Origin of the sequence: Pseudomonas sp. BF-B-15, assembly GCF_019946675.1 — a bacterium.
Classification (GTDB): Bacteria; Pseudomonadota; Gammaproteobacteria; order Pseudomonadales; family Pseudomonadaceae; genus Aquipseudomonas; species Aquipseudomonas migulae.
On record NZ_JAGYFZ010000076.1, the window covers coordinates 1 to 21,759 of the forward strand.

A 21,759-nucleotide genomic window follows, 5' to 3' on the forward strand; every position below is an offset into this window, starting at 1 on the left:
GTCGCCCCCTCGAGAGGCCGAGTGGAGGTTCTGCGTAGTGGGCAACCCGGCATGGATGCCGGGTTAGCCGCCCCCGGCCATGGATGGCCGATGGCGGCGGGCCCACGGAGCAGGACCGGAGCGAGGGTATGCCGAGCATTAGCGAGGCACCGAACGAAAGGGGCAAGAGCCCTTGGTTACTTGGGGCTCTTCCAAGTGACTCGCCGTAAGGGCGAAACCAATAGCCGCCCTCACCGAAGAAACGGATATTCACCCGATCCCAATCCCAACCAACCACCAAAACCCAAGCCATACACAAACCTGTCATCTACCCCATGCATGCTCTACCCACCAGAGACGCCGACGCGCCTGCACCTGGAATCCAGAACTTTCTTCTCGGGCCAATGGTCACTTAATGTGAACACGCCCCAGGCACTTTGTTTTCGGACTATTGAGTGGTGATCGAGATGGAAAGTATCAATCTATTGCTCGGTGAGGCTCTGAGCCCGTACCAGGTAACGTTGACCCCCTCAGGCGCCCACGGCGAATGCCTGGTGACACTGAAGGGCACGACCGGCGCCATCGTGGTCGAGCGGGAGTTCAATCAGGCCCAACTGACCGACAAACGTCTGCTCACGGATGTGGTCGACGGCTTGCATCGCGATCTGATGATTGCCGAAGGACGCCTGGAACCCTGTGTTATCGCGGCGTTGCGCAACGCTGCACAGGACAAGGTCGTGGCCAGCCGTAATTGAATTGTCTTTTGTGGGAACCTTCCCGGGCCAAGGTAAGTCAGAGCATGTAACAGCAGGATCAAGCATTGTGCTCCGGTGCTTGTAGTCGTGCTGCCACTGGTCTTTTTTTAGACCACGTTTAACCCCGAGATGTCTCCCCACTTCTCGGGGTTTCTTTTTGCCCGCGATTTGTCATTCCAGCGCCTGTTGCTCGAAATACTTCCTGGATTCCTCCAGATAGGCATCGCGACTTTCCGGGTCGAGCCACGCGGCGTACGCCTCGCTCAAGCGATCGTGGGGCATTTTGCGCAGCAATTGATTGATCTCGACAATCGCCTGCCGGCCTTTGGGCGTGTCGGTGCAGCCGATGTAACCGGACAAGAATTTCTCGGCGCCGCGAATCGGGTAGAACTGCAATTCATCCTCGGCGATCCCTTGCTGTTGGGCCTGATAGCGGATTTCCGGGCGGTATCCCAACAGCAGCCGCAAGCGCCCCAGGCGTTGCATCTGCAACAGGCTGCCCAAGGCGTCGTTGCCGTAGTGCGGGGTCAGCGAGTCAGGTGGTGCCTGTTTGAGCAGCGCGTCGAGGTAATCACCGTAGTTACGCTCGGCGATAATGCCCAACTTCTCGCCGCCGCTCGCCAGGAAGGCCGCCAAGTCCAGTTCACCGTCCTGGATGAAGGGGGCAAGCGTCTCACGGTCAACGCGCCTTACGGCCACGCCGTTACTCATGGCCCGAAACACCGGAATGGAAAACGCGATCCAGCGTTCGCGTTCCTTGCTCCGGTTCAGCGCCGCATCGCAGGTAAGGGACGGCTCGTGGAGCATTTGCAAGGCGCGAGCACGGTTGACTCGCATCAAGGTGTGTTCGTATTGCGGCATGCCGGCGATCAACAGCGGCAACAGTTGGTCGATGACGCCCAGGCCCTTTTTCGGTCCTTCGAAAATCGTCAGCGGTGGCAGATCCCGCAACAGCCAGATCATGGTTTCCTTGGGCTGCGCCATCGCCGACGAGGTCGGACCGATGAGCAAGGCTGTCGCCGCGAGCGCGCACATCACCCTCCTGCCGTGCGACAGGCAGTCTGTGATGAGCAGCGAAAGCAGGCGTTTCAGCTTAGATGGCCCCGTCTTCACGCAGCTTTGCGATCTGTTCCTTGTCGTAGCCAAGATCGTTGAGTACCTGCGCATTGTGTTCGCCCAACTGCGGCCCGACCCATTGCGAACTGCCGGGTGTCTCTGAGAGTTTCGGCACAATTCCCGGCATCTTGAAATCTTTGCCGTCCGGCAGCTTAGCCTTCAGGAACATTTCCCGAGCCAGGTACTGCGGATCACTGAACATGTCTTCGGCGCTGAAGATCCGGCTGGCGGGGACCTCAGCCTGATTCAACTGCTCGATGACGGTGTCCAGCGGCAGCGCATTGACCCAGCGATCAATCACCCCATAAATCTCGTCGCGACGGCTGTCACGCCCGTCATTGCTGGCCAGCGCCGGGTCGTTGGCCAGGTCTTCACGGCCGATGATCAGCATGAATCGTTTGAAAATCGCATCGCCATTGGCGCCGATCTGCACATGTTTGCCGTCGGCGCTGGTGTGGATCGAGGAGGGCGTGATGCCGGGCATGATGTTGCCGGTGCGTTCGCGAATGAAGCCGAACACGTCGAACTCCGGGACCATGCTTTCCATCATGGCGAAGATCGCTTCGTACAGCGCCACATCGACCACTTGACCCTGGCCGCCATTGACCTCGCGATGACGCAAAGCCATCAGCGCACCGATCACGCCCCAGAGCGCCGCAATCGAGTCGCCGATGGAAATCCCGGTGCGTACCGGCGGTCGGTCCTCAAACCCGGTGATGTAGCGCAGGCCGCCCATGGATTCACCGACCGCACCAAAACCTGGTTGATCCTTCATCGGCCCGGTCTGGCCGAAACCCGAAAGGCGCACCATCACCAGTTTCGGGTTCAGTGCGTGCAAGACGTCCCAACCCAGACCGAGCTTTTCCAGCACGCCGGGGCGAAAATTCTCGATGAGGATGTCCGCTTCACTGAGCAGCTTTTTCAGGATTGCCAGGCCGTCCGGGTGTTTCAGGTTCAAGGTCAGGGACTTCTTGTTGCGTGCCTGAACGAACCACCACAGCGACGTGCCTTCATACAACTTGCGCCATTTGCGCAACGGATCACCACCGTCGGGGGATTCGATCTTGATGACGTCGGCACCGAATTCGCCGCAAATGCGCGAGGCAAACGGCCCGGCGATCAACGTGCCCAATTCGATGACTTTCAGACCTGAGAGGGGTTTGGCGGTGAACGGCATGCTGGATCCTGTAGGACAAAGGCTTGGCTGATAGAGCGTTTTAGCACAGCCCGCCGTCAGTCGCTCAAGGTTGATGGCCGCGAAGCCTGCCGCATCGGTTAGACTTGCCGCCTTTCCACGTATCAAGAAGCCCGTTCATGGCCCAGCCGTCCACGACCTACAAGTTTGAACTGAACCTTACCGACCTCGACCGCAGCGTTTACGAGACGGTGAAGCAGACCATCGCCCGTCACCCTTCGGAAACCGAAGAGCGCATGACCGTGCGGCTGCTGGCCTACGCCTTCTGGTACAACGAGCAGCTGTCGTTTGGCCGTGGTCTGTCAGACGTGGATGAACCCGCCCTGTGGGAAAAGAGCCTGGATGATCGCGTCCTGCACTGGATCGAAGTCGGCCAGCCCGATGCCGATCGCCTGACGTGGTGCTCGCGTCGCACCGAGCGCACCAGCCTGCTGGCCTATGGCAGCTTGCGCGTCTGGGAAACCAAAGTGATCCCGGCGATCAAGAACCTGAAAAACGTGCACATCGCTGCTGTGCCGCAGGAAGTCCTGGAAACCCTGGCCAAAGACATGCCGCGCGTTATCAAGTGGGACGTGATGATCAGCGAAGGGACGATTTTCGTCACCGACGACCGCGGTCAGCACGAAGTCCAGTTGCAGTGGCTGAGCGGCGAACGCGGCTGATTTTTCGCCACGTCATCCGGTTTTATCCTACGTATTCAAGAGAAGTACCTGTCACCCCATGCGCATCGAACCTCGCCTGTTGCCCGACACCCTGCCATTCCTCGGTGACCTGCCGCCGCTGCTGACCCGTCTGTACGCGGCGCGGGGCGTGGTTTCAGAGGCTGAACTGGACAAGAGCCTGGCGCGGCTGATTCCGTTCCAGCAGCTCAAGGGCATCGATGCCGCGGTGGATTTGCTGGTGACCGCGCTGGAGCAGCGTCAGCGGATTCTGATCGTCGGCGACTTCGACGCCGACGGCGCGACGGCCAGTACCGTGGGCATGTTGGGCTTGCGCCTGCTGGGCGCGGCTCACGTTGATTATCTGGTGCCGAACCGATTTGAGTATGGCTACGGCCTTACGCCTGAAATCGTTGAGGTGGCGCTGACCCGCACGCCGCAGCTGCTGATCACCGTGGACAACGGCATCTCCAGCGTTGAAGGCGTGGCCGCGGCGAAAAAGGCTGGCCTCAACGTGCTGGTCACCGACCACCACTTGCCGGGCGATGAATTGCCGCTGGCCGATGCCATCGTCAATCCCAACCAGCCAGGCTGTGGTTTTCCGAGCAAGGCACTCGCCGGCGTCGGGGTGATCTTCTACGTGCTGATGGCCCTGCGCGCGCGTCTGCGCAGCCTCGGCTGGTACGAGAGCAGGCCGCAGCCGAACATCGGCGAGTTGCTGGACCTGGTGGCCCTCGGCAGCGTCGCCGACGTGGTGCCGCTGGACGCCAACAACCGGATTCTCGTCCACCAAGGCCTCGAGCGAATCCGCGCCGGACGTGCGCGGCCGGGGATCAAGGCGATCCTCGAAGTGGCGAAGCGTGATCATGCGCGCATCACGTCTACGGATCTGGGGTTCATTGTCGGCCCGCGCCTGAACGCGGCGGGGCGCCTGGATGACATGAGCCTGGGCATCGAATGCCTGCTCACCGAAGATGCCGGGCTCGCTCGGGAAATGGCTATCCAGCTGGACGGCATGAACCAGGACCGCAAATCCATCGAGCAGGGCATGCAGCGCGAGGCGCTGGCCCAGCTCAAGGATTTGCCGGTGGAATCGATGCCGTTCGGCCTGTGCCTGTTCGATCCCGAGTGGCACCAGGGTGTCATCGGCATCCTCGCCTCGCGTATGAAAGAGCGCTATTTCCGTCCGACCATCGCCTTTGCCGATGCAGGCGATGGCATGCTCAAGGGCTCGGGGCGTTCGGTGCAGGGCTTCCATATTCGTGACGCCTTGAGCGTGGTGGCGGCTCAGCACCCAAATTTGATCAGCAAGTACGGCGGCCATGCCATGGCGGCAGGCTTGACCTTGCCGGAAGCGAATTTTCCGCTGTTCGCCGAAGCCTTTGACGCTGAAGTGCGTAGGCAATTACGTGAAGAAGACCTGACCGGGCGACTGCTGTCGGACGGGACTTTAGCGGTCGAAGAATTTCACCTCGAACTGGCCCGTGCTTTGCGGCATGCCGGTCCTTGGGGGCAACACTTCCCGGAGCCGTTGTTCCATGGTGTGTTCCAGTTGGTCGAACAGCGGGTTGTTGGCGAACGGCACCTCAAAGTGGTGCTGAGAAGTGAATGCGGTTCGGTGAAGCTGGACGGCATCGCTTTTGGAATCGACCGCGATATCTGGCCGAACCCGACCATCAAATGGGTGGAACTGGCCTACAAACTCGACCTTAACGAGTTTCGCGGGAATGAGACGGTCCAGTTGATGATTGCTCACATAGAACCGCGTTGACGCTATCGCTGTAGGAGCGAGGCTTGCCCGCGAAGGCGATGTCCCTCACGACGAATCTCTCGGAACCCTCCCTCAACCGTCAATGTCGACTAGGCTCTAAGCACTGCTTGATTTTCCTTGTGACGTCTTGTCGAATTTTTTGCCCGCGGGGGCGGGTGCTGCACCTTTTTCCTGTCACTCGTCGACTTTCAAACAGAACCCTGGAGCCTGCCCACTGATTCGAGAGGTGCCCCATGAGTCTGCTGCTTGAACCCTATACCCTTCGCCAATTGACCCTGCTCAACCGCATCGCGGTGTCACCGATGTGCCAGTATTCGAGTGTCGATGGCTTGGCCAATGACTGGCACCTGGTCCATCTCGGTAGCCGTGCTGTCGGTGGGGCCGGTCTGGTTTTTACTGAAGCCACGGCGGTGACCGCCGATGGACGCATTACCGCCGAAGACCTCGGCTTGTGGAATGACGAACAGATCGAACCCCTGCAACGCATCACGCGTTTCATCGCCGCCCAAGGCGCTGTCGCCGGTATTCAACTGGCCCACGCCGGGCGCAAGGCCAGCACCCATCGGCCGTGGATCGGCAAGCACGGTAGCGTCAAACCTGAAGATGGCGGCTGGACGCCGGTCGGTCCTTCGCCCATTGCGTTCGACCCACAGCACACACCACCGAAGCAGCTGAATGAGAGTGAAATTGCCGAGGTCATCCAGGCGTTCGTTGATTCAGCGAAACGGGCGCTGATCGCCGGTTTCAAAGTCGTCGAAGTTCACGCGGCCCATGGTTACCTGTTGCATCAATTTCTATCGCCCTTGAGCAATCAGCGGCGCGATCAATACGGTAGTTCGTTCGAGAATCGAATTCGGCTGGTACTGCAAGTCACCGAAGCGGTGCGTGCGGTGTGGCCTGAGGAATTGCCGGTGTTCGTACGGGTCTCGGCCACCGATTGGGTGGAAGACGGCTGGAATCCGGATGAAACCGTTGAACTGGCGCGTCGCCTCAAAGATTTGGGCGTGGACCTGATCGATGTGTCGTCGGGCGGCACGGCGGTCAACGCGGAAATTCCTACAGGCCCCGGTTATCAAACCCGCTTCGCCGAACGAGTACGCAAGGAGTCAGGCATCGCCACCGGCACCGTAGGAATGATCACCGAGCCGGCCCAGGCCGAGCACATTCTGCGCACCTGTCAGGCGGACATTATCTTCCTCGCCCGTGAGCTGCTGCGCGACCCGTACTGGCCATTGCATGCGGATGATGATTTGGGTGGACACAAGGCCATCTGGCCGGCGCAGTATCAACGCGCGACGCATCGGGATCAGCCGATTCATGAGTCGGATTTGCGTGACTGAGTAGCGTTGTGAAAACAAAAAGCCCCGATCGATGTGATCGGGGCTTTTGCGTTTCTGTGCTGGGATTTTTGTTGGCTGTCAGGCCATCTTCGCGGGCAAGCCTCGCTCCTACAAATTTATGTCGAGCCCATCATCCTCGTTCGACACTAACCTGTAGGAGCGAGCGGTGCGGCGATCCGACTTGCCCGCGAAAGGGCCCGCCCAGACAACCCTTCAAACTCAGGTGTACTTACGCTTCTCCGGCGCCGGCGGGAAATACTGATACAACCAGGTCTCGCTCAACGTCCGGTCATTGGTGCGAATAAACAACCGCAGCTCCACCGGGGCCACACTGTCATTGGTCGGGAACCAGTCAAAGGTAATCCGGTAGCCCTTGATGTCATCCAGCACCAGCACGTTGAAATCCTTGACCTGGCCGTTGGAGCACGTCACCACCGGTTCGATGCCCGTACCTTGCGGCAAGCGATCCAGCCCGCCGCCGGTGAAGTCCACCGCAAACCGGCGCGCCCAGACTGGCGGGTAATGCTCGCCCGGCGCCCAACCTTCAGTGAAGCCGCCCATGCCCGAACGGGTCGCGTTGACCCGCGCCAGCGGCGTACCGACCGGCGGCAAAGCGCTCCAGTACAGCTTGTAGCCGTAGTTCAGGGAATCACCGGCAGCGACCGGTTTCTTCGGGGTCCAGAACGCGACGATGTTATCCAGGGTTTCGCCGGTTGTAGGAATTTCCAACAGATCGATAGAGCCTTCGCCCCACGCGGTTGTAGGTTCTACCCACAGGCTCGGCCGCTTGCTGTACCAGTCGACGGTGTCCTGATAACTGGCGAACTCGTGGTCGGTCTGCACCAGGCCGAAGCCTTTCGGGTCGGTGTCGGCGAAGGCATTGAATTGCAGGGTCGCCGGGTTGTTCAGCGGACGGCAGATCCACTCGCCGTTCCCACGCCACATCGCCAGGCGATCCGAATCGTGGATCTGCGGGTGGATGGTGTCGCACATGCGCCGCTCGTGGGTGCCGCAGCTGAACATGCTGGTCATCGGTGCGATGCCCAGTTGTTCGATGGCGGTACGCGCATTGATGTGGGCGTCGACGGCCATGACGACCTGACTGGCCTGGCAATCGATATCAAAACGGTAGGCACCGGTGGCACTCGGCGAGTCCAGCAGGGCGTAGACCACGAAACGGGTGCTGTCCTTGTCCGGGGTTTCGAACCAGAACTTGGTGAAGTCGGGGAATTCTTCACGCTTCTTGGCGTAGGTATCGACCGCCAGACCGCGCGCCGACAGGCCGTATTGGCCAGTGGCGTCTACCGCACGGAAATAACTGGCGCCGAGGAAAGACAGCACGTCGTGCCGGTCCAGTTCCGGGGCCTTGAACAGCTTGAACCCGGAGAAACCCAGATCACCCGTGAGCTGCTTGGTATCGACCGTGGTGTTTTCATAGTTGAACAGCGAAGGGCGGAAATGCACCTCCCGCGCCTGACGCGTCTTGGGGTCGACGCTGTACATGCGCACCGGCTGCTTGAAACCCATGCCGACATGGAAAAACTGCACATCCAGCTGACCTTTCAGATCCTTCCACAGCGAATGATTGCCGTCGTAGCGGATCGCGTTGAAATTTTGTGGGGTCATGGTCGCCAGGGTCGGCGGCAGCACTTGCTTGGTGTCCTGATAGCGGTTGCCGGCAAGTTGCTTGGCCTGGATTTTCAGGGCTTCGAAATCGAACGCCTGTGCCTCGCCGTCAGCCGTGCCATTACCGGCCCAGGCCCGCGCAGCCAACAGGCCGGAGGCGGACAAACCGGTGTAGGCAGCGATGGCCATGGACGCTTTGAGCAAATTCCTGCGGTGCATAAGTACAACCTGTCGTGAACAATCCCGCGCCGTTCCTGGCACGTGCTGGATCAGAAATGGAGGTTCGGACATGCCTTCGGCCAAACGCAACGGACTTTAAACAGATGCCAAATAGCTTAAACCGTTCGGTGGCAGAGCAAAAATGATTGATGGCGTGGCAGTGGCACCGCTATGAAACAAGACATTTCCGGTAAACGTTTCCCACAGAGATTTCTGATTTATGCGGCATTTCTGCTTTTTTTGACTAATTACTCTAAAAACCGCTTTTCAGCGCCAATTTACTTCCTATTCTATGGGCATAACCGGTTTCTGCCCTCAGGCCGGTGGGATTCAGTTGGCACGAGGTGACCGCTGAAAAAGGGTAGGGCGATGCGGTTTTTGCAGTTTTCTTTTTGACGTAGAGAGGGACATCGTCCATGTCGAAAGTACAAGGCATCACTGAAATGTTGGGGATCTTTCCGTGCCTGGGTATGGGGCGGCGAAGGCGCCGGCTTAATTCCGAGGAGTTGAAACTGGTGGAGCGGTATCGCGAGTTGTCGGAGAACGACCGGATTGCGATGCGGTATCTGGTGGATGCGATGCGCAGTGTTTCGCGGTTTTGAGTAAGAAGCCGAGGGGCGGACTGTGAAGTCTGCCCCTTTTTCATGTGCGCCCGGCATGGGCGCAATCTTGCGGGTGCCGATCAACCGCTGAGGCTTTCGATCAGGCTTTCGAGCGCTTCAGTGATATTTTCATCCTGCGCCAGTTGTGCTGCTGCAGTCGCTCTGACTTGACGTGCCAAGCGGTATTCACTGGGCGTGCAGTTTGCGAACTGCTTGAAGGCACGAGCGAAGTAGGACGGATCCTTGAAGCCGGCCTCATAGCCGATGCTGGTAATAGGCATCTGGCTGTTGTCGAGCAGCTCTTTGGCGAAGTTCATGCGCTTGTTCAAGATGTAATCCGTGAAGCCAAGTCCATTGGCTTCCTTGAACAGGCGGCTGAAGCGAAATGTCGTCATGCCGCAGCGCTGCGCCAAGTCCCTTTGATCGATGCTGTCTCGAAAGTGCTGTTCGATGTACAGCATGACATTGCTCAGCGCCTGGTGTTTTTGGTGCCCTGAGGTCAGCCGGATACTGTCCGGCAGGGTTGGGGAGTGGTCGATCAGCATCGTCTTGCGCAGGTCGGTCACATTTCGGCGCAGCTCGCAGAGCTGAACTACAGCAGTCAGGTAGCGACTTTTCTCTGTGAGCGAGAGCGGGAGCACCATGTATTCCCAGACGCTGGAACGCATGGCCCAGACGGCCAGTTCCTCTGAGTGCTGCACGGTGAACATGGTGATCGGGATGCCCGGTGTGCTGCGTTTGATCTCCAGCAACAGCCTCAAACCTGGTGTGTCGGGGCGATCGAAATGCATGCAGATCATGTCCGCCTGTTCCCCGATGGGCAGCGCGGAGTTTTTCGCCAGTTTGCAGTCGCAGGTACCCTCGAACTGTGCGATGAGTTCTTTCGTGGATCGATCATGAGTCAGATCGAACCATAGGAGCGATGGCCTTTTGGTCAAATTGGACGTCATGTCTCTACTCGGCAGGTCTGATTGACTCTCTACTCGCTAGTATTGCCAATACGCCATCACTTTGCAGATTGAATCCTTATAAAAACGACGAATTACAGATCTGTTCGATCTATGTGTTTCCTGGAAGGCTGCCCGGTCCCAGTGTTTGCGGGTGTGTTGTCGACGAACCCGGGTTTAACCACTTGTCGCTTCTGAATCAATGGCAATTGCCGTTGCGTTTCAATGCCTTGTTTACCCCTCTCGTGACTTCTGCAAAGGCCAATGAACCGTATCCGGCCGCTGCGCAAAAAAGTCCTAACGATGTGCAAAATCCTCCTAACGCCTATGCCTGCTTACTGACTAGGGTTGCATCAGGCAGCACAGAAAGTTCTGCCTCAGAAACACAACATTTGAGTGAGGTGGCCAAAATGATCATGCAAACAATCAAGGCTTCGGTAGTGAAGTTCGCCAAAGACGAAGACGGTCTGACCATTGTGGAATACGCGGTGGCCGGCGGATTAATCACGGTAGCTGTTGCCGCAATGTTCACTCTTTTGGGCGGTGCCGTGAACACCAGAATCACAGCGCTGTGCGCTGCGGTCAAAGGCGCTGCCTGCTGATGGCAGTAACCCACTGTGGTGGGGCGCGGTGATATCCACGGAGCAGCCGGTTTTACAGTTTCTCTGATCGACCGGCAACTCAATGAACTTCGCGCAGACCCCGCCAATGTATTTTCTGAGTCGTATGACCGCTGAAACGAGGTACTAAAAAATGAATCTGCAAACAATCAGAACTTCAATTGCCAAGTTCGCTAAAGATGAAGATGGTCTGACCATTGTGGAGTACGCGGTAGCCGGTGGCTTAATTACGGTAGCTGTTGCCGCGATGTTTATTCTTTTGGGTGGCGCCGTGAACACCAGGATCACAGCACTGTGCGCTGCGGTCAAAGGTGCCGCCTGCTGATGACAACCACTCGTTGTGGTGGGGCGCGGTGATATCCATAGAGCAACCAGTTTTACAGTTCCTCTGATAGACCGGGCAACTCAATAGACTTCACGCTGTCCCCGCCAACGTACTTTCTGATCCATATCACGGCTGAAGCGAGGTATACAAAAATGAATCTGCTAACAATCAGAACTTCAATCACCAAGTTCGCCAAAGATGAAGATGGCCTGACAATTGTGGAATACGCCGTGGCCGGTGGATTAGTGACGGTAGCGGTTGCCGCAATGTTTATTCTTTTGGGGGCCGAGGTGAACACCAGGATTACAGCACTTTGCGCAGCGGTCAAAGGTGCTGCCTGCTAACGATAATCCCGGTTAGGGGGGGACGCGCCATGTCCATGGAATTGTTGGTAATGACTGTTTTACTGCTAGGACTATTGGGCGTGGCGGTGGTGAGCGATCTGCGTCGCCACCGCATTCCCAACATGCTGGTCCTGTTGGGCCTTGCCCTGGGACTGGGCGGTCAAATGTATTTAGGTGGCGTCAGCGGGTTGGGTGACAGCCTGTTGGGCATCCTGGTCTGTTTTGCACTGTTTCTGCCGATGTACGCCTTGGGTGGCATGGCCGCCGGCGACGTCAAGTTAATGGCCATGGTCGGCAGCTTTTTACCCTTCCATTTTGCATTGTGGGCTGCCTTGTTCAGCCTGATAGCCGGTGGCGTGTGCGGTTTTTTGATTGTGCTGTATCGCGGCCAGCTGCTTCAGACCCTGGGACGTTATTGGTTGATTCTGAAGGCGCAGGCCTATCTGGCGCCAACTTCAGATGAAGTAGCCAGCAAGCCTTTCCCTTATTCGATTGCAATATTGATAGGCACTTTAATCAGCGTCTACTGGCAACTGGTTGCCGGTGGATTCGGAGGCTAGTCATGCACATCATTGTCGATAGTGATGCCTACCCCAGCGCTCGGGGCGCGGTGCAACGACTGGCTCCCCAGCCGTGCACAATCCGCGAAACTGGACTGACAGACAGTTTCCTCGGCGAGTTGGTATGCAAGCACTTGTATGACGCTGGCGTGCTGGACATGCCGCGGCTGGTGGAGCGCCTGGCGCTGACCGGCGCCGTACTTGATGAAGTCCTGGCGTTTCTGCGCAAGGACGGTCGTGTCGAAGTGCTTGGCCAGTTGGGGTCGCAATCGACAAGTGGGCAAATGCTGCGTTATGGCCTGACCGAACGCGGTCGCAGCGCCGCCCGCGATGCCTTGTCGCGCAGTGGCTATATCGGTGCGGCACCCTTCCCGGTGGACACCTACCGGTCCCTGATCAAACTGCAAACCATTCACCATGGTCGCATCAACGCCAACGATATGCGCAATGCCTTTGCTGGCGTAGTGCTTACCGACAGCATGCTCGATCAGTTAGGTGTGGCGATGAACTCCGGGCGCGCCATTATGATTTATGGCCCCGCGGGTACTGGCAAGACCTACATCAGCCGTCGGCTGATCCGTCTGTTCACCGAGGCCATCTGGGTGCCTCATGCCATCGTCATCAACGAGTCCGTGATCGAGATCTATGACCCGCAAGTGCATCAGCGGTTCGAAGATAACGTTCAACAGAACAATCTGATGCTCAACGAAGGGATCGACCGTCGACTGCTGCGCTGCAAACGCCCGATCGTCGTCACTGGCGGTGAGTTGAGCATGGAGCAACTGGACGTTCGCTATGACACTAACACCCGTCAATACCAGGCTTCTTTGCAGCTCAAGGCCAGCAATGGCCTGTTCATCATCGATGACATGGGGCGTCAGCGCATGGCACCCGCCGAGCTGTTGAATCGCTGGATCGTCCCGATGGAAGAGAAGTGCGATTTCCTCAACCTGGGCGGCGGTCGGCATTGCGAGCTGCCGTTCGATCTGATTCTGGTGTTTTCCACCAACCTCAATCCCCTGGAGTTGGCCGATGAGGCCTTTCTTCGTCGGATTGGCTACAAGCTGCAATTCGGTTATCTGAAGCCTGAGGAGTACGAAAAGATCTGGCGTCAGGAAAGCGAGCGTCTGGGCGTGCCTTATGACCAGTTGCTGGTGCGTTATGTGCTGCAAAGGCTTTATGCAAGTGAAGGCATGCCTCTGGTGCCTTGCCATCCCCGCGATCTCCTGAGCATGGCGCTCGATCGTCAACGTTACATGGGCGGTTCCGGACCACTGTCACCGCAAGAGTTGGAATGGGCCTGGCACAACTACTTCGTCCAGCTCGACTTTCTTTGATACGGAGATACTGACATGAGCTCTCGTACTCTTTCCCTGATAGGCGTTTCCCTGGTCATGGGCCTTGGTGCTGCATGGATGGCCGACTCCTGGCTGAGCGCCCGGCTCAATGCCAGCCCGGATGATCACCTTCGAAGCGTAGTGGTCGCCACAGTAGAGATTCCATTCGGGCAGATGGTCGAGGCTCAGCAGGTCACGACCGTACGCATGCCCATGGATACGATCCCGGAAGACGCCTTCGACATGAGCGAAAAGGCTGTGGGCAAGATCGCAACGTTCGACATTCTGAAGGGCGACATTGTGCGCGGTGCGCGTCTGAGTGAGCACTTGGGTGGCAGCACCCTGGCTTCGCTGATTGCGACAGACAAGCGTGCCATCTCGGTACGGGTGGACGATGTGGTCGGTGTGGGCGGGTTCCTGTTGCCGGGTAACCGGGTCGATGTACTCGCGACCAAAACCACCAGTGCCGGCAGCAACAGCGCCGTGTCCAGGACCATCCTCGAGAACTTGCGGGTATTGGCGGTGGACCAGACGGCAGGTACCGACAAGACCCAACCGGTGGTGGTGCGTGCAGTGACGCTGGAAATGACGACCGCAGAGGCTGAAACCCTGGTCACGGCGCAAACGGAAGGGAAACTGCAATTGACCTTGCGCAATCCGCTGAACTCCGAGAAAAAAATCGCGGCCGTTGCACCTGTTGCGCCTGTCGCACCGGTCATGACGGTGGCCACCGCCACGGTGCCAAAACGCGTGGTGCAACGCAGCGGCGGCGAAAGTGGTGGGGCTGTCACCGTCATCCGCGGGGTCGAAACCAAAGTAGTCAACATTCGCTGACAGGGCGTAACAGGTCCTGGACACCAGGTCTTGGCGGAGCCGATCCGCATCAGTATTGGCAAATGAGGGCTTGATGATGAATCGTCGTATTCAGCAGCCGTTCACTGCGACGCCAAGGCGCCAGAAAGGATCGGTGAGTGTATTGATGGTGATCGCGTTGGCGATGATTGGCATGGTGGCCGCACTGGCTTTGGACGGCGGGCACATGATGCTGAACAAAACGCGCTTGCAGAATGCGGTGGACGCCGCGGCCCTGAGTGGTGCCAAAACCCTGAGTCAGGTGGAAGGTGGAGTCAATATTGCCAGTACGACGCGCACTGCCGCACTCAATACGCTGACGCAAAATGCGAATGCCACGGGCAACACAGAATTGGCAACGGCAGTTGGTGGCAACGCAGCCACATTCGCGGTGGTGGAACTGGCAAGCAGTGTCTATGGGCCGTTCACCTATCCCGGGCCAGCGAATGCCAAATACGTTCGGGTATCGGTACCGAGCTATAACCTGACCGGTTTTTTCTGGAACTTCGCCCAGGTATTCGGTTCTGGCGGCCTGGGGGCCAAAGCGGTGGCGGCAATCGCCACTGCCGGACCCAGCCCTACCAGTCCTTGTGATCTCGCACCTTTGATGGTCTGTGGCGACCCGACTCAATACAACCCTGGCGCTGGCATGTTCTGGGGCTTCCAGTTTGGTGATTTGCAGGTATTGAAGACGGCTGCCGGCAATTCGTCGCCCATTGGTCCAGGCAACTTTCAGTTGCTCGATTTTGGTTCGGGCGGCAGTACGGTCAGGGAGGACCTGGCCGGAGGTGGCAAGGTCTGCCGCACTGTGGGGGACAACGTCCAGACCGCACCTGGCAACAAGGTCGGCCCTACCTCCCAAGGCTTGAACACACGCTTCGGCATCTACAACGGCCCGGTCAGTGCCTCGGACTATCCGCCGGATATGGTGACCGAATCCAGCAACCCCGCGATCACTTACGACGACTCGGTCACACCGGCACAGGCGAAGTACAAAGGGAAAACCGTCACCTCGAGCAACGGCAATCTCACGGCGGGCGGCGACGCGATATTTGACTACAACGACTGGCGCACGAGCGTTGCCGGGTGTGTGGCAGGGTCTGGCAGTGGTTGTGAGAGCCATGGCGTGTTCGAGCGCCGGATGATGAAAATTGTGGTCGGCAACTGCACTGGCAAACAAGGCGGTTCAACCTCGATCCCCGTCCTCGGTTTTGGCTGCTATTACGTGGTGCAACCAATGGATGGCGGTGGCGGGGACGCTCAGATCTTCGGGCAGTTCGTGAAGGAGTGCGAAGGCGACAACGTGGCCGGCCCTACGCCGTCAACCGATTCCGGCCCACAGATCATCCAGCTCTACAAAACCTATCTCAACGGCAGCGGTACTCCGAGCACTGACTCATAGGAGGCGTCATGAGACTTCACGCGTTTAAACATCCGAAGCGCCAGCAAGGCCTGGCCATGGTGGAATTCACCCTCGTCCTGCCGGTGTTGTTGCTGCTGTTACTGAGCCTCGGTGAGATCGGCCGCATGCTCTATCAGTACAACGTGTTGCTGCAGGCCAGCCGTGATGCCGACCGTTTTGTCGCAAACCACGCCTGGGACTCGACGCTGGGGGCGGTCTCTCTGAGCAATGCCCTGCAGACCCAGACGAAAAACGTTGCGGTGTATGGCGTGCCTGCCAACACCGGCACCGCTGTGTTGTCCGGGTTGACGCCTGACAACGTGGTCGTCGCTGCGGTGGGCACCGACCATGTGCGAGTCACCATCACCTATACGTTCTGCCCGGTGATTGGCAGTGGCAATTGTGCCGGCTCGATTCCGGGTTTTTTTGGCAATCAGATTGCGCTGAACATTCCCCTGGTTGCCACTACCGTGATGAGGGCACTGTGATGAATAGAAAACACATGCGCGGAATCTATACGGTGGAGTTCGCGTTCGTTGGTCTGCTGGTGTTCACGCTGTTGTTCGGCGTGTTGGAAATGGGCCGCCTGTACTTCACGGTCAACGCACTGGATGAGGCCGCGCGCCGTGGTGCGCGCCTGGCAGCCGTCTGCAATATCAGCGATCCGGTGGTGTTGCGGCGGGCAATCTTCAATGCCGCGACCGACGCAGGTACGAGCCAGCTGATCAGCAATCTGGCCACCACTAATCTGACGTTGACCTACCTGGACGCAAATGGCGCCCTGGTGGCCAACCCAGCTGACCTGGTCAGCGCAAACGGCTTTCGTGCCATCCGCTATGTCCAGTTGAGTCTGCAAAACTTCGTTTTCAATCTGTTTATTCCCGGGTTCGGCGTGCCCATTACCTTGCCTGCATTCAGGGCAACGTTGCCACGCGAAAGTCTCGGGCGTCACTCTGATTCCGGGGAGATCACACCATGCTGAATATGAAGGAAACGCCGATTGCCAGTTCGACTGGCAAAACCGGGTTGCGGTTGCTGATCAGCAGCCGTGATGCCAACTCTTTACGCGATCTGCAGAGTGTCTGTCAGCGCATGCCTGGCCTGGAGGTCAGCACTCGCCTGGTGAGCAATGGACATGTTGACCCGCTCTACAGTCTGGACCGTATGCCCGATCTGTTGCTGTTGCGCGTCAGCCACCTGTGGCGCGAGGAATTGTCGGCACTGTTGCAACACCCGGCCCATGAGCGTCCGCCGATGTTGGTGTGCGGACTGCTGAGCGAACAGGAAGCCATGCGCCTGGCGATGCAGGCCGGTGCCCGGGACGTGCTGCCGGAGCCCATCGCCGAGACCGAACTGGTCGCCGCCATGAATCGGCTGGTCACGGAGGTTCGGAGCGGCAGTGGGGCTGACGGGAAATTGATCGCCGTGATGAGCGCAAAGGGCGGTTCCGGCGGAACGCTGGTGGCCTGCAACCTGGCACAACAGCTCAGCATGAAAGGCGGCAGTACCCTGCTGCTGGATATGGACCTGCAATTTGGCAGCGTGACGCATTATCTGGATGTGGCGCAGACGCACAGCCATCTGGAGGTGTTGCATCAGATCAACGGCATGGACAGCGTTGCGTTACGCGGTTTTTGCAGTCACTTCAGCCCGACCTTGCATGTGCTGGGCGGTCGGGCCGGTGAGCTGTGTTTGCCGCAGGATGCCCAACCCGAGCAACTTGACACCCTGTTGCAGTTGGCCCGCGCCAGCTATGGCTGGGTGGTGGTCGACCTGCCGCGGCAAATCGATCACCTCACCGGTTCTGTGCTGGAGCAGGTGGATCGGGTGTACGTGGTGGTGCAACAGAGCGTCAGCCATCTGCGCGATGCCAGCTCTCTGGTGCGGATTCTTCGCGATGACCTGGGTGTGCGCGGGGATCAATTGCAGATCGTGGTCAACCGTTATGACAAGGCCGCAGCGATCAGCCTTAAAGATATCGGCGAGGCGCTGCGCTGCACCAATCTGTCGAAATTACCCAACGACTTCAATCTGGTCAGCCAGAGTCAGAACACTGGCGTGCCGTTGGGGCTGCATGCGCCGAGGGCAGCGATTACTACTGCACTGCGCGACATGACCGAGGACCTGGTCGGTCAACAAGTGGCCGGCAACAAAGGCTTGTTCAAACGCGCCTTCAACCGTGTTTTCGGGGGATGAACCATGATCAGCGACTTTCGTAACCGCTTGCGCAAACAGTCTGGTAAACCCGCCGCTGCCCAACCGGGCGACGATCTGCTGGATCCGCCAGAGGAAATAATGGCGTGGGAACGTGTGGCACCAGACGTTCTTTACGAAACCAAAAGCCAGGTCACCCCGGTGGAGGCGGAGTGGCGGGAAAAGATCTACCAGCAGTTGCTCAAAGTCATGGACCTGTCCTTGCTGGACTCCCTTGAACAGGCCGAGGCTGCTCGGCAGATTCGCGATATTTGCCAGCGCCTGCTCGATGAGCATTCGGCACCGGTGAGTACCGTCAGCCGCCAGTTGATCATCAAGCAGATCACCGACGAGGTGCTCGGCCTGGGGCCTCTGGAACCGTTGCTGGCCGATCACAGTGTGTCCGACATTCTGGTCAACGGCTCTGCCTCAGTCTATGTCGAGCGCTTCGGCAAACTGCAACGGACCGATGTGCGTTTTCGCGATGATCAGCATTTGTTGAACATCATTGACCGTATCGTCTCCAGCCTGGGGCGGCGTATCGACGAGTCCTCGCCGTTGGTGGATGCCCGGCTCAAGGACGGTTCGCGGGTCAACGCGATTATCCCGCCGCTGGCCATCGATGGCCCGAGCATGTCGATTCGGCGCTTTGCGGTGGACCTGCTCAATACCGACAGTCTGATCCAGGTGGGAACGTTGACCCCGGCCATTGCCCTGCTGCTCAAGGCGATTGTCCGTGGGCGCTTGAACGTGCTGATTTCCGGTGGTACGGGCAGCGGCAAGACCACCATGCTCAACGTGCTGTCCAGCTTCATTCCGCAAAACGAGCGGATTGTCACCATCGAAGACTCGGCCGAACTGCAATTGCAGCAACCCCATGTGGTGCGCCTGGAAACCCGGCCTTCGAACATCGAGGGCCGTGGCGAAGTGAGCCAGCGGGAGTTGGTGCGCAACAGCCTGCGGATGCGTCCGGACCGCATAGTGATCGGCGAAGTGCGCGGCGTCGAGGCGCTGGACATGCTGACTGCGATGAACACCGGCCACGACGGCTCGTTGACCACGATCCACGCCAACACCGCACGCGATGCGTTGGGGCGAGTCGAGAACATGGTGTCGATGACCGGGGCGACCTTTCCGATCAAGGCCATGCGGCAGCAGATCGCTTCGGCCATTGATGTGGTGATCCAATTGGAACGCCAAGAGGATGGCAAGCGCAGACTGGTCAGCGTGCAGGAAATCAACGGCATGGAAGGCGAGATCATCACCATGACCGAAATCTTTTCCTTCGTGCGCCATGGCATGGGCGAAAACGGCGAAGTGCTTGGTGATTACCGGCCCAGCGGCATGATCCCCGCGTTCCGCGATGTGCTGGCCAAACGCGGCATCGAGTTGCCGCTTACGATGTTCAGGCCTGAATGGATGGAGGCACGGCAGTCATGAACAATATTCCTGGTGAATTCATTCTGATGTTCCTCGGCATGGTGTTTATCGCTGTGTTCCTCCTGTCTCAGGGGGTGGTGGTGCCGGTGTTCGGCGAGGCCGGCAAGATGCGCAAGCGTATCCGCGGCCGTTTGCACGTTCTGGAGAAAGCCAACAACCTGCCCAATATGCAGACGGTGTTGCGACAGAAGTACCTGACGCGCTTGACGCCGCTGGAGGCCATGCTCGAGCAGTTGCCCTTTATGGCGAGCCTGACCCAGATGATCGAGCAGTCCGGTCATGAATATCGTGCTTATCGGGTGTTGTTGCTCGGGCTGTTCCTGGGCGCCTGTGCAGGTTTCTCGATCTGGATGATCTCGTCAGTCTGGTGGATGGCGTTGCTGGCGGGCTTCGGAGCGTTCTGGCTACCACTGCTGAAAATTTCTCGTGACCGTGGCAAACGCTTCGCCGGGTTTGAGGAAGGCCTGCCGGATGCACTGGATGCCATCTGCCGTGCCCTGCGCGCCGGGCATCCGTTCAACGAAACCCTGCGCCTGGTCGGCGAGGAGCATAAGGGGCCGGTCGCTCAGGAGTTTGGCCTGACTTTCGCGGACATCAACTATGGCAACGATGTACGTCGGGCCATGCTCGGCCTGCTGGAAAGGATGCCGAGCATGACGGTGATGATGCTGGTGACCTCAATCCTCATCCATCGCGAGACCGGCGGCAATCTGACCGAGGTGCTGGAGCGTTTGAGTCGCCTGATCCGCGGGCGTTTTCGCTTCCAGCGCAAGGTCAGGACCCTGTCGGCCGAAGGGCGGATGTCAGCCTGGGTGCTGGTGTCGATTCCATTCGTGCTGGCGATTGCGATCGTTGTCACAAGCCCCACCTACATGCCTGTGCTGCTCAATGATCCCATAGGCCACAAACTGATCATCGGGGCGTTTTTCGCCATGCTGCTCGGGATTTTCTGGATACGCAAAATCATTCGGATTCAGGTTTAAGCGGTTTTCGCTACCGGGAGGTACAGGTCATGGACTTTTTGCTCGGGTTGTTCAGTCGGGTCACGGGAAGCGAGGAGGTGGCGCGCCTGTTGTTCCTCGGCGCGATCGGTTTGAGTACGGTGCTTGCAGTTGTCGCCGTGAGCTTGCTGATTTTGGGGCTTCAGGATCCGGTGCAGCGTCGTCTGGCGCTGATCAAGCGTGGTCATTTAGGCAACACCGCCGGGCAAGAAGCCCCGGGTAATCTGCAACTGTTACTGGAACGGGTCGGCCAGCGCTTTGCCTCGGCAGAATCGGCTCAGACCTCAGTCACCCAGACTTTATTGACGCATGCTGGGTACCGTTCCTCTTCAGCGGTGCAGATGTACTGGGCTGTGCGCTTGATGACGCCGCTGTTATTAGTCGGTATTACGTTGCTGCTATTGCCGATGATTCCCAGGGTTTCCCTGGCCATGGGGTTGCTGGTGGTGGTCTTGGCAGCCGGTATCGGATGGTTGCTGCCAGCGCTGTATGTCGCCAAGCGCAAGCAGTTGCGACAAGGTCGGTTGCGTGCCGCGTTTCCGGATGCGCTGGATCTGATGGTCGTGTGCGTGGAGTCGGGCCTGGCCTTGCCCACGACGATCGAACGGGTGGCTGAGGAGATGTCGGTCAGTCAGGTCGAACTGGCTGAAGAGCTGGCCTTGGTCAATGCGCAAATCCGCGCGGGCATTTCCAGTACCGCGGCGCTCAAACAACTGGCTGTGCGCACGGGGCTGGATGACGTACAAGGGCTGGTCAGCCTGTTGGCGCAGAGTATTCGCTTTGGTACCAGCGTGGCCGATACGCTGCGCATCTATGCCGATGAGTTCCGTGACCGGCGTACGCAGGCCGCCGAAGAGATGGGGGCGAAAATTGGTACCAAGCTGATATTCCCGCTGATTTTCTGCCTGTGGCCGAGCTTCTTTCTGGTCGCTATCGGCCCGGCCATGATCGGTGTACTCAAAGTATTCGGGTGAGGTAAAACGGGTGGAGGCTATCAAGTGCGATGGCCTTGCCCCCCGAGCCTGATCTGCACTTTCCTGCTATGGACCCACACATTTCCCGCCGCGGGATCATCCAACCAGGGTTGGATAATGTGTAGAGACTACTTTCCTGAACACGACATCAAGCCCGGCTTTGCAGCCAGGCTACTCTGGACTACGCCAGAGGCTGATCACCCATCGACATGCCTCAGTTGCCGCTACTCATATCTCCCCCAGCATCCTGTTCAAAAAACATCGGAATCGGGAAGTTGAAGCTATTCAGCCAGCGCTGCATGGCCAGTTCACGTTCGGCGGCCGAAGCGGTTTGCAGATTAGGGGAGGCAACCACACCTCGAATCTGCAACTGCAACCACTGTTCGGTGCCTTGTTGGTACGGCGAAGAGGGGCCCGGCTCAATAGCCCAGGCAGTGGTGGACAGGCAAGCCATGCACACGATCAACAGCCTTTTGGTCTTCATCTCGATTCCTCGTACGTT

Annotated in this window: 23 protein-coding genes; 18 read left to right on the forward strand and 5 right to left on the reverse strand. The window is 58.5% G+C overall.

Annotated features, from left to right (window positions below):
- Nucleotides 1-446 precede the first annotated feature (446 nt).
- Nucleotides 447-734, forward strand: a complete 288-nt coding sequence (locus KGA97_RS21410) for a DUF3509 domain-containing protein (RefSeq protein WP_192228459.1) — start codon at nucleotides 447-449, stop codon at nucleotides 732-734.
- Nucleotides 735-905: 171 nt separating this feature from the next.
- Here the strand turns inward: KGA97_RS21410 and KGA97_RS21415 are convergent, their stop codons facing one another.
- A complete protein-coding gene (locus KGA97_RS21415; protein WP_008042362.1) occupies nucleotides 906-1,769 on the reverse strand; it encodes a TIGR02285 family protein in 864 nt (287 codons plus the stop codon).
- 58 nt (nucleotides 1,770-1,827) lie between these two features.
- Nucleotides 1,828-3,027, reverse strand: a complete 1,200-nt coding sequence (locus KGA97_RS21420) for a CaiB/BaiF CoA transferase family protein (RefSeq protein WP_223481464.1) — start codon at nucleotides 3,025-3,027, stop codon at nucleotides 1,828-1,830.
- A gap of 137 nt (nucleotides 3,028-3,164) precedes the next feature.
- On the opposite strand from KGA97_RS21420, the gene KGA97_RS21425 reads away from it, so the two are divergent.
- The 3 genes from KGA97_RS21425 to KGA97_RS21435 all read left to right on the forward strand — a co-directional run bounded on the left by KGA97_RS21425 (nucleotide 3,165) and on the right by KGA97_RS21435 (nucleotide 6,815).
- A complete protein-coding gene (locus tag KGA97_RS21425; RefSeq protein ID WP_007944886.1) occupies nucleotides 3,165-3,707 on the forward strand; it encodes a YaeQ family protein in 543 nt (180 codons plus the stop codon).
- A gap of 58 nt (nucleotides 3,708-3,765) precedes the next feature.
- Nucleotides 3,766-5,475, forward strand: a complete 1,710-nt coding sequence (gene recJ / locus KGA97_RS21430; RefSeq protein WP_192228461.1) for a single-stranded-DNA-specific exonuclease RecJ — start codon at nucleotides 3,766-3,768, stop codon at nucleotides 5,473-5,475.
- Nucleotides 5,476-5,708: 233 nt separating this feature from the next.
- The gene (locus KGA97_RS21435; protein ID WP_008029680.1) at nucleotides 5,709-6,815 is read left to right on the forward strand and encodes an NADH:flavin oxidoreductase/NADH oxidase; all 1,107 of its coding nucleotides are present in this window, start codon (nucleotides 5,709-5,711) and stop codon (nucleotides 6,813-6,815) included.
- 219 nt (nucleotides 6,816-7,034) lie between these two features.
- Here the strand turns inward: KGA97_RS21435 and KGA97_RS21440 are convergent, their stop codons facing one another.
- Nucleotides 7,035-8,660 carry a glucan biosynthesis protein D gene (locus KGA97_RS21440; RefSeq protein WP_008029682.1) on the reverse strand — a complete coding sequence of 542 codons (1,626 nt, stop codon included), beginning with the start codon at nucleotides 8,658-8,660 and terminating at the stop codon, nucleotides 7,035-7,037.
- A gap of 416 nt (nucleotides 8,661-9,076) precedes the next feature.
- Here KGA97_RS21440 and KGA97_RS21445 point away from each other — a divergent pair, with 416 nt between their 5' ends.
- On the forward strand, nucleotides 9,077-9,262 hold the full coding sequence (locus tag KGA97_RS21445) for a hypothetical protein (protein WP_008029684.1): 186 nt from the start codon (nucleotides 9,077-9,079) through the stop codon (nucleotides 9,260-9,262).
- Between the two features lie 80 nt (nucleotides 9,263-9,342).
- Here the strand turns inward: KGA97_RS21445 and KGA97_RS21450 are convergent, their stop codons facing one another.
- The gene (locus KGA97_RS21450; protein WP_008042359.1) at nucleotides 9,343-10,212 is read right to left on the reverse strand and encodes a response regulator transcription factor; all 870 of its coding nucleotides are present in this window, start codon (nucleotides 10,210-10,212) and stop codon (nucleotides 9,343-9,345) included.
- A gap of 407 nt (nucleotides 10,213-10,619) precedes the next feature.
- Between KGA97_RS21450 and KGA97_RS21455 the strand changes: the two genes are divergently transcribed.
- From KGA97_RS21455 to KGA97_RS21515, 13 genes are all read left to right on the forward strand, one after another.
- Nucleotides 10,620-10,811, forward strand: coding sequence for a Flp family type IVb pilin (locus tag KGA97_RS21455; RefSeq protein ID WP_008042358.1), 192 nt, complete (start codon nucleotides 10,620-10,622; stop codon nucleotides 10,809-10,811).
- Nucleotides 10,812-10,962: 151 nt separating this feature from the next.
- Nucleotides 10,963-11,154 carry a Flp family type IVb pilin gene (locus KGA97_RS21460; protein WP_223481465.1) on the forward strand — a complete coding sequence of 64 codons (192 nt, stop codon included), beginning with the start codon at nucleotides 10,963-10,965 and terminating at the stop codon, nucleotides 11,152-11,154.
- A gap of 152 nt (nucleotides 11,155-11,306) precedes the next feature.
- Complete coding sequence (locus KGA97_RS21465; protein ID WP_223435968.1) at nucleotides 11,307-11,498, forward strand: Flp family type IVb pilin; 192 nt, start codon at nucleotides 11,307-11,309, stop codon at nucleotides 11,496-11,498.
- 29 nt (nucleotides 11,499-11,527) lie between these two features.
- The gene (locus KGA97_RS21470) at nucleotides 11,528-12,058 is read left to right on the forward strand and encodes a prepilin peptidase (protein ID WP_008029694.1); all 531 of its coding nucleotides are present in this window, start codon (nucleotides 11,528-11,530) and stop codon (nucleotides 12,056-12,058) included.
- 2 nt (nucleotides 12,059-12,060) lie between these two features.
- On the forward strand, nucleotides 12,061-13,395 hold the full coding sequence (locus tag KGA97_RS21475; RefSeq protein WP_008029696.1) for a hypothetical protein: 1,335 nt from the start codon (nucleotides 12,061-12,063) through the stop codon (nucleotides 13,393-13,395).
- Nucleotides 13,396-13,410: 15 nt separating this feature from the next.
- Nucleotides 13,411-14,229, forward strand: a complete 819-nt coding sequence (gene cpaB, locus KGA97_RS21480) for a Flp pilus assembly protein CpaB (RefSeq protein WP_008042355.1) — start codon at nucleotides 13,411-13,413, stop codon at nucleotides 14,227-14,229.
- Between the two features lie 73 nt (nucleotides 14,230-14,302).
- Nucleotides 14,303-15,649 (forward strand): TadE/TadG family type IV pilus assembly protein, encoded by a 1,347-nt coding sequence (locus KGA97_RS21485; protein ID WP_223435966.1) that lies wholly within the window; start codon nucleotides 14,303-14,305, stop codon nucleotides 15,647-15,649.
- A gap of 8 nt (nucleotides 15,650-15,657) precedes the next feature.
- Nucleotides 15,658-16,137, forward strand: a complete 480-nt coding sequence (locus KGA97_RS21490; RefSeq protein WP_008042353.1) for a TadE/TadG family type IV pilus assembly protein — start codon at nucleotides 15,658-15,660, stop codon at nucleotides 16,135-16,137.
- A complete protein-coding gene (locus KGA97_RS21495) occupies nucleotides 16,137-16,631 on the forward strand; it encodes a TadE family protein (protein ID WP_008029703.1) in 495 nt (164 codons plus the stop codon). Before KGA97_RS21490 ends, KGA97_RS21495 begins: the two co-directional genes overlap by 1 nt.
- Nucleotides 16,625-17,845, forward strand: coding sequence for an AAA family ATPase (locus KGA97_RS21500; protein WP_223435964.1), 1,221 nt, complete (start codon nucleotides 16,625-16,627; stop codon nucleotides 17,843-17,845). Before KGA97_RS21495 ends, KGA97_RS21500 begins: the two co-directional genes overlap by 7 nt.
- Before the next feature lie 3 nt (nucleotides 17,846-17,848).
- Nucleotides 17,849-19,282: a CpaF family protein gene (locus KGA97_RS21505; protein ID WP_008029707.1), complete on the forward strand. Its 1,434-nt coding sequence runs from the start codon at nucleotides 17,849-17,851 to the stop codon at nucleotides 19,280-19,282.
- The gene (locus KGA97_RS21510; protein ID WP_008042351.1) at nucleotides 19,279-20,265 is read left to right on the forward strand and encodes a type II secretion system F family protein; all 987 of its coding nucleotides are present in this window, start codon (nucleotides 19,279-19,281) and stop codon (nucleotides 20,263-20,265) included. The genes KGA97_RS21505 and KGA97_RS21510 overlap by 4 nt, the downstream gene beginning before the upstream one ends.
- A 29-nt stretch (nucleotides 20,266-20,294) precedes the next feature.
- Entirely contained in the window at nucleotides 20,295-21,257 is a 963-nt protein-coding gene (locus KGA97_RS21515) for a type II secretion system F family protein (RefSeq protein WP_008042350.1), read from the forward strand.
- A 214-nt stretch (nucleotides 21,258-21,471) separates the two neighbouring features.
- On the opposite strand, the gene KGA97_RS21520 is transcribed toward KGA97_RS21515, so the two are convergent.
- The gene (locus tag KGA97_RS21520; RefSeq protein ID WP_008042349.1) at nucleotides 21,472-21,741 is read right to left on the reverse strand and encodes a DUF3613 domain-containing protein; all 270 of its coding nucleotides are present in this window, start codon (nucleotides 21,739-21,741) and stop codon (nucleotides 21,472-21,474) included.
- Between the last annotated feature and the right edge of the window lie 18 nt (nucleotides 21,742-21,759).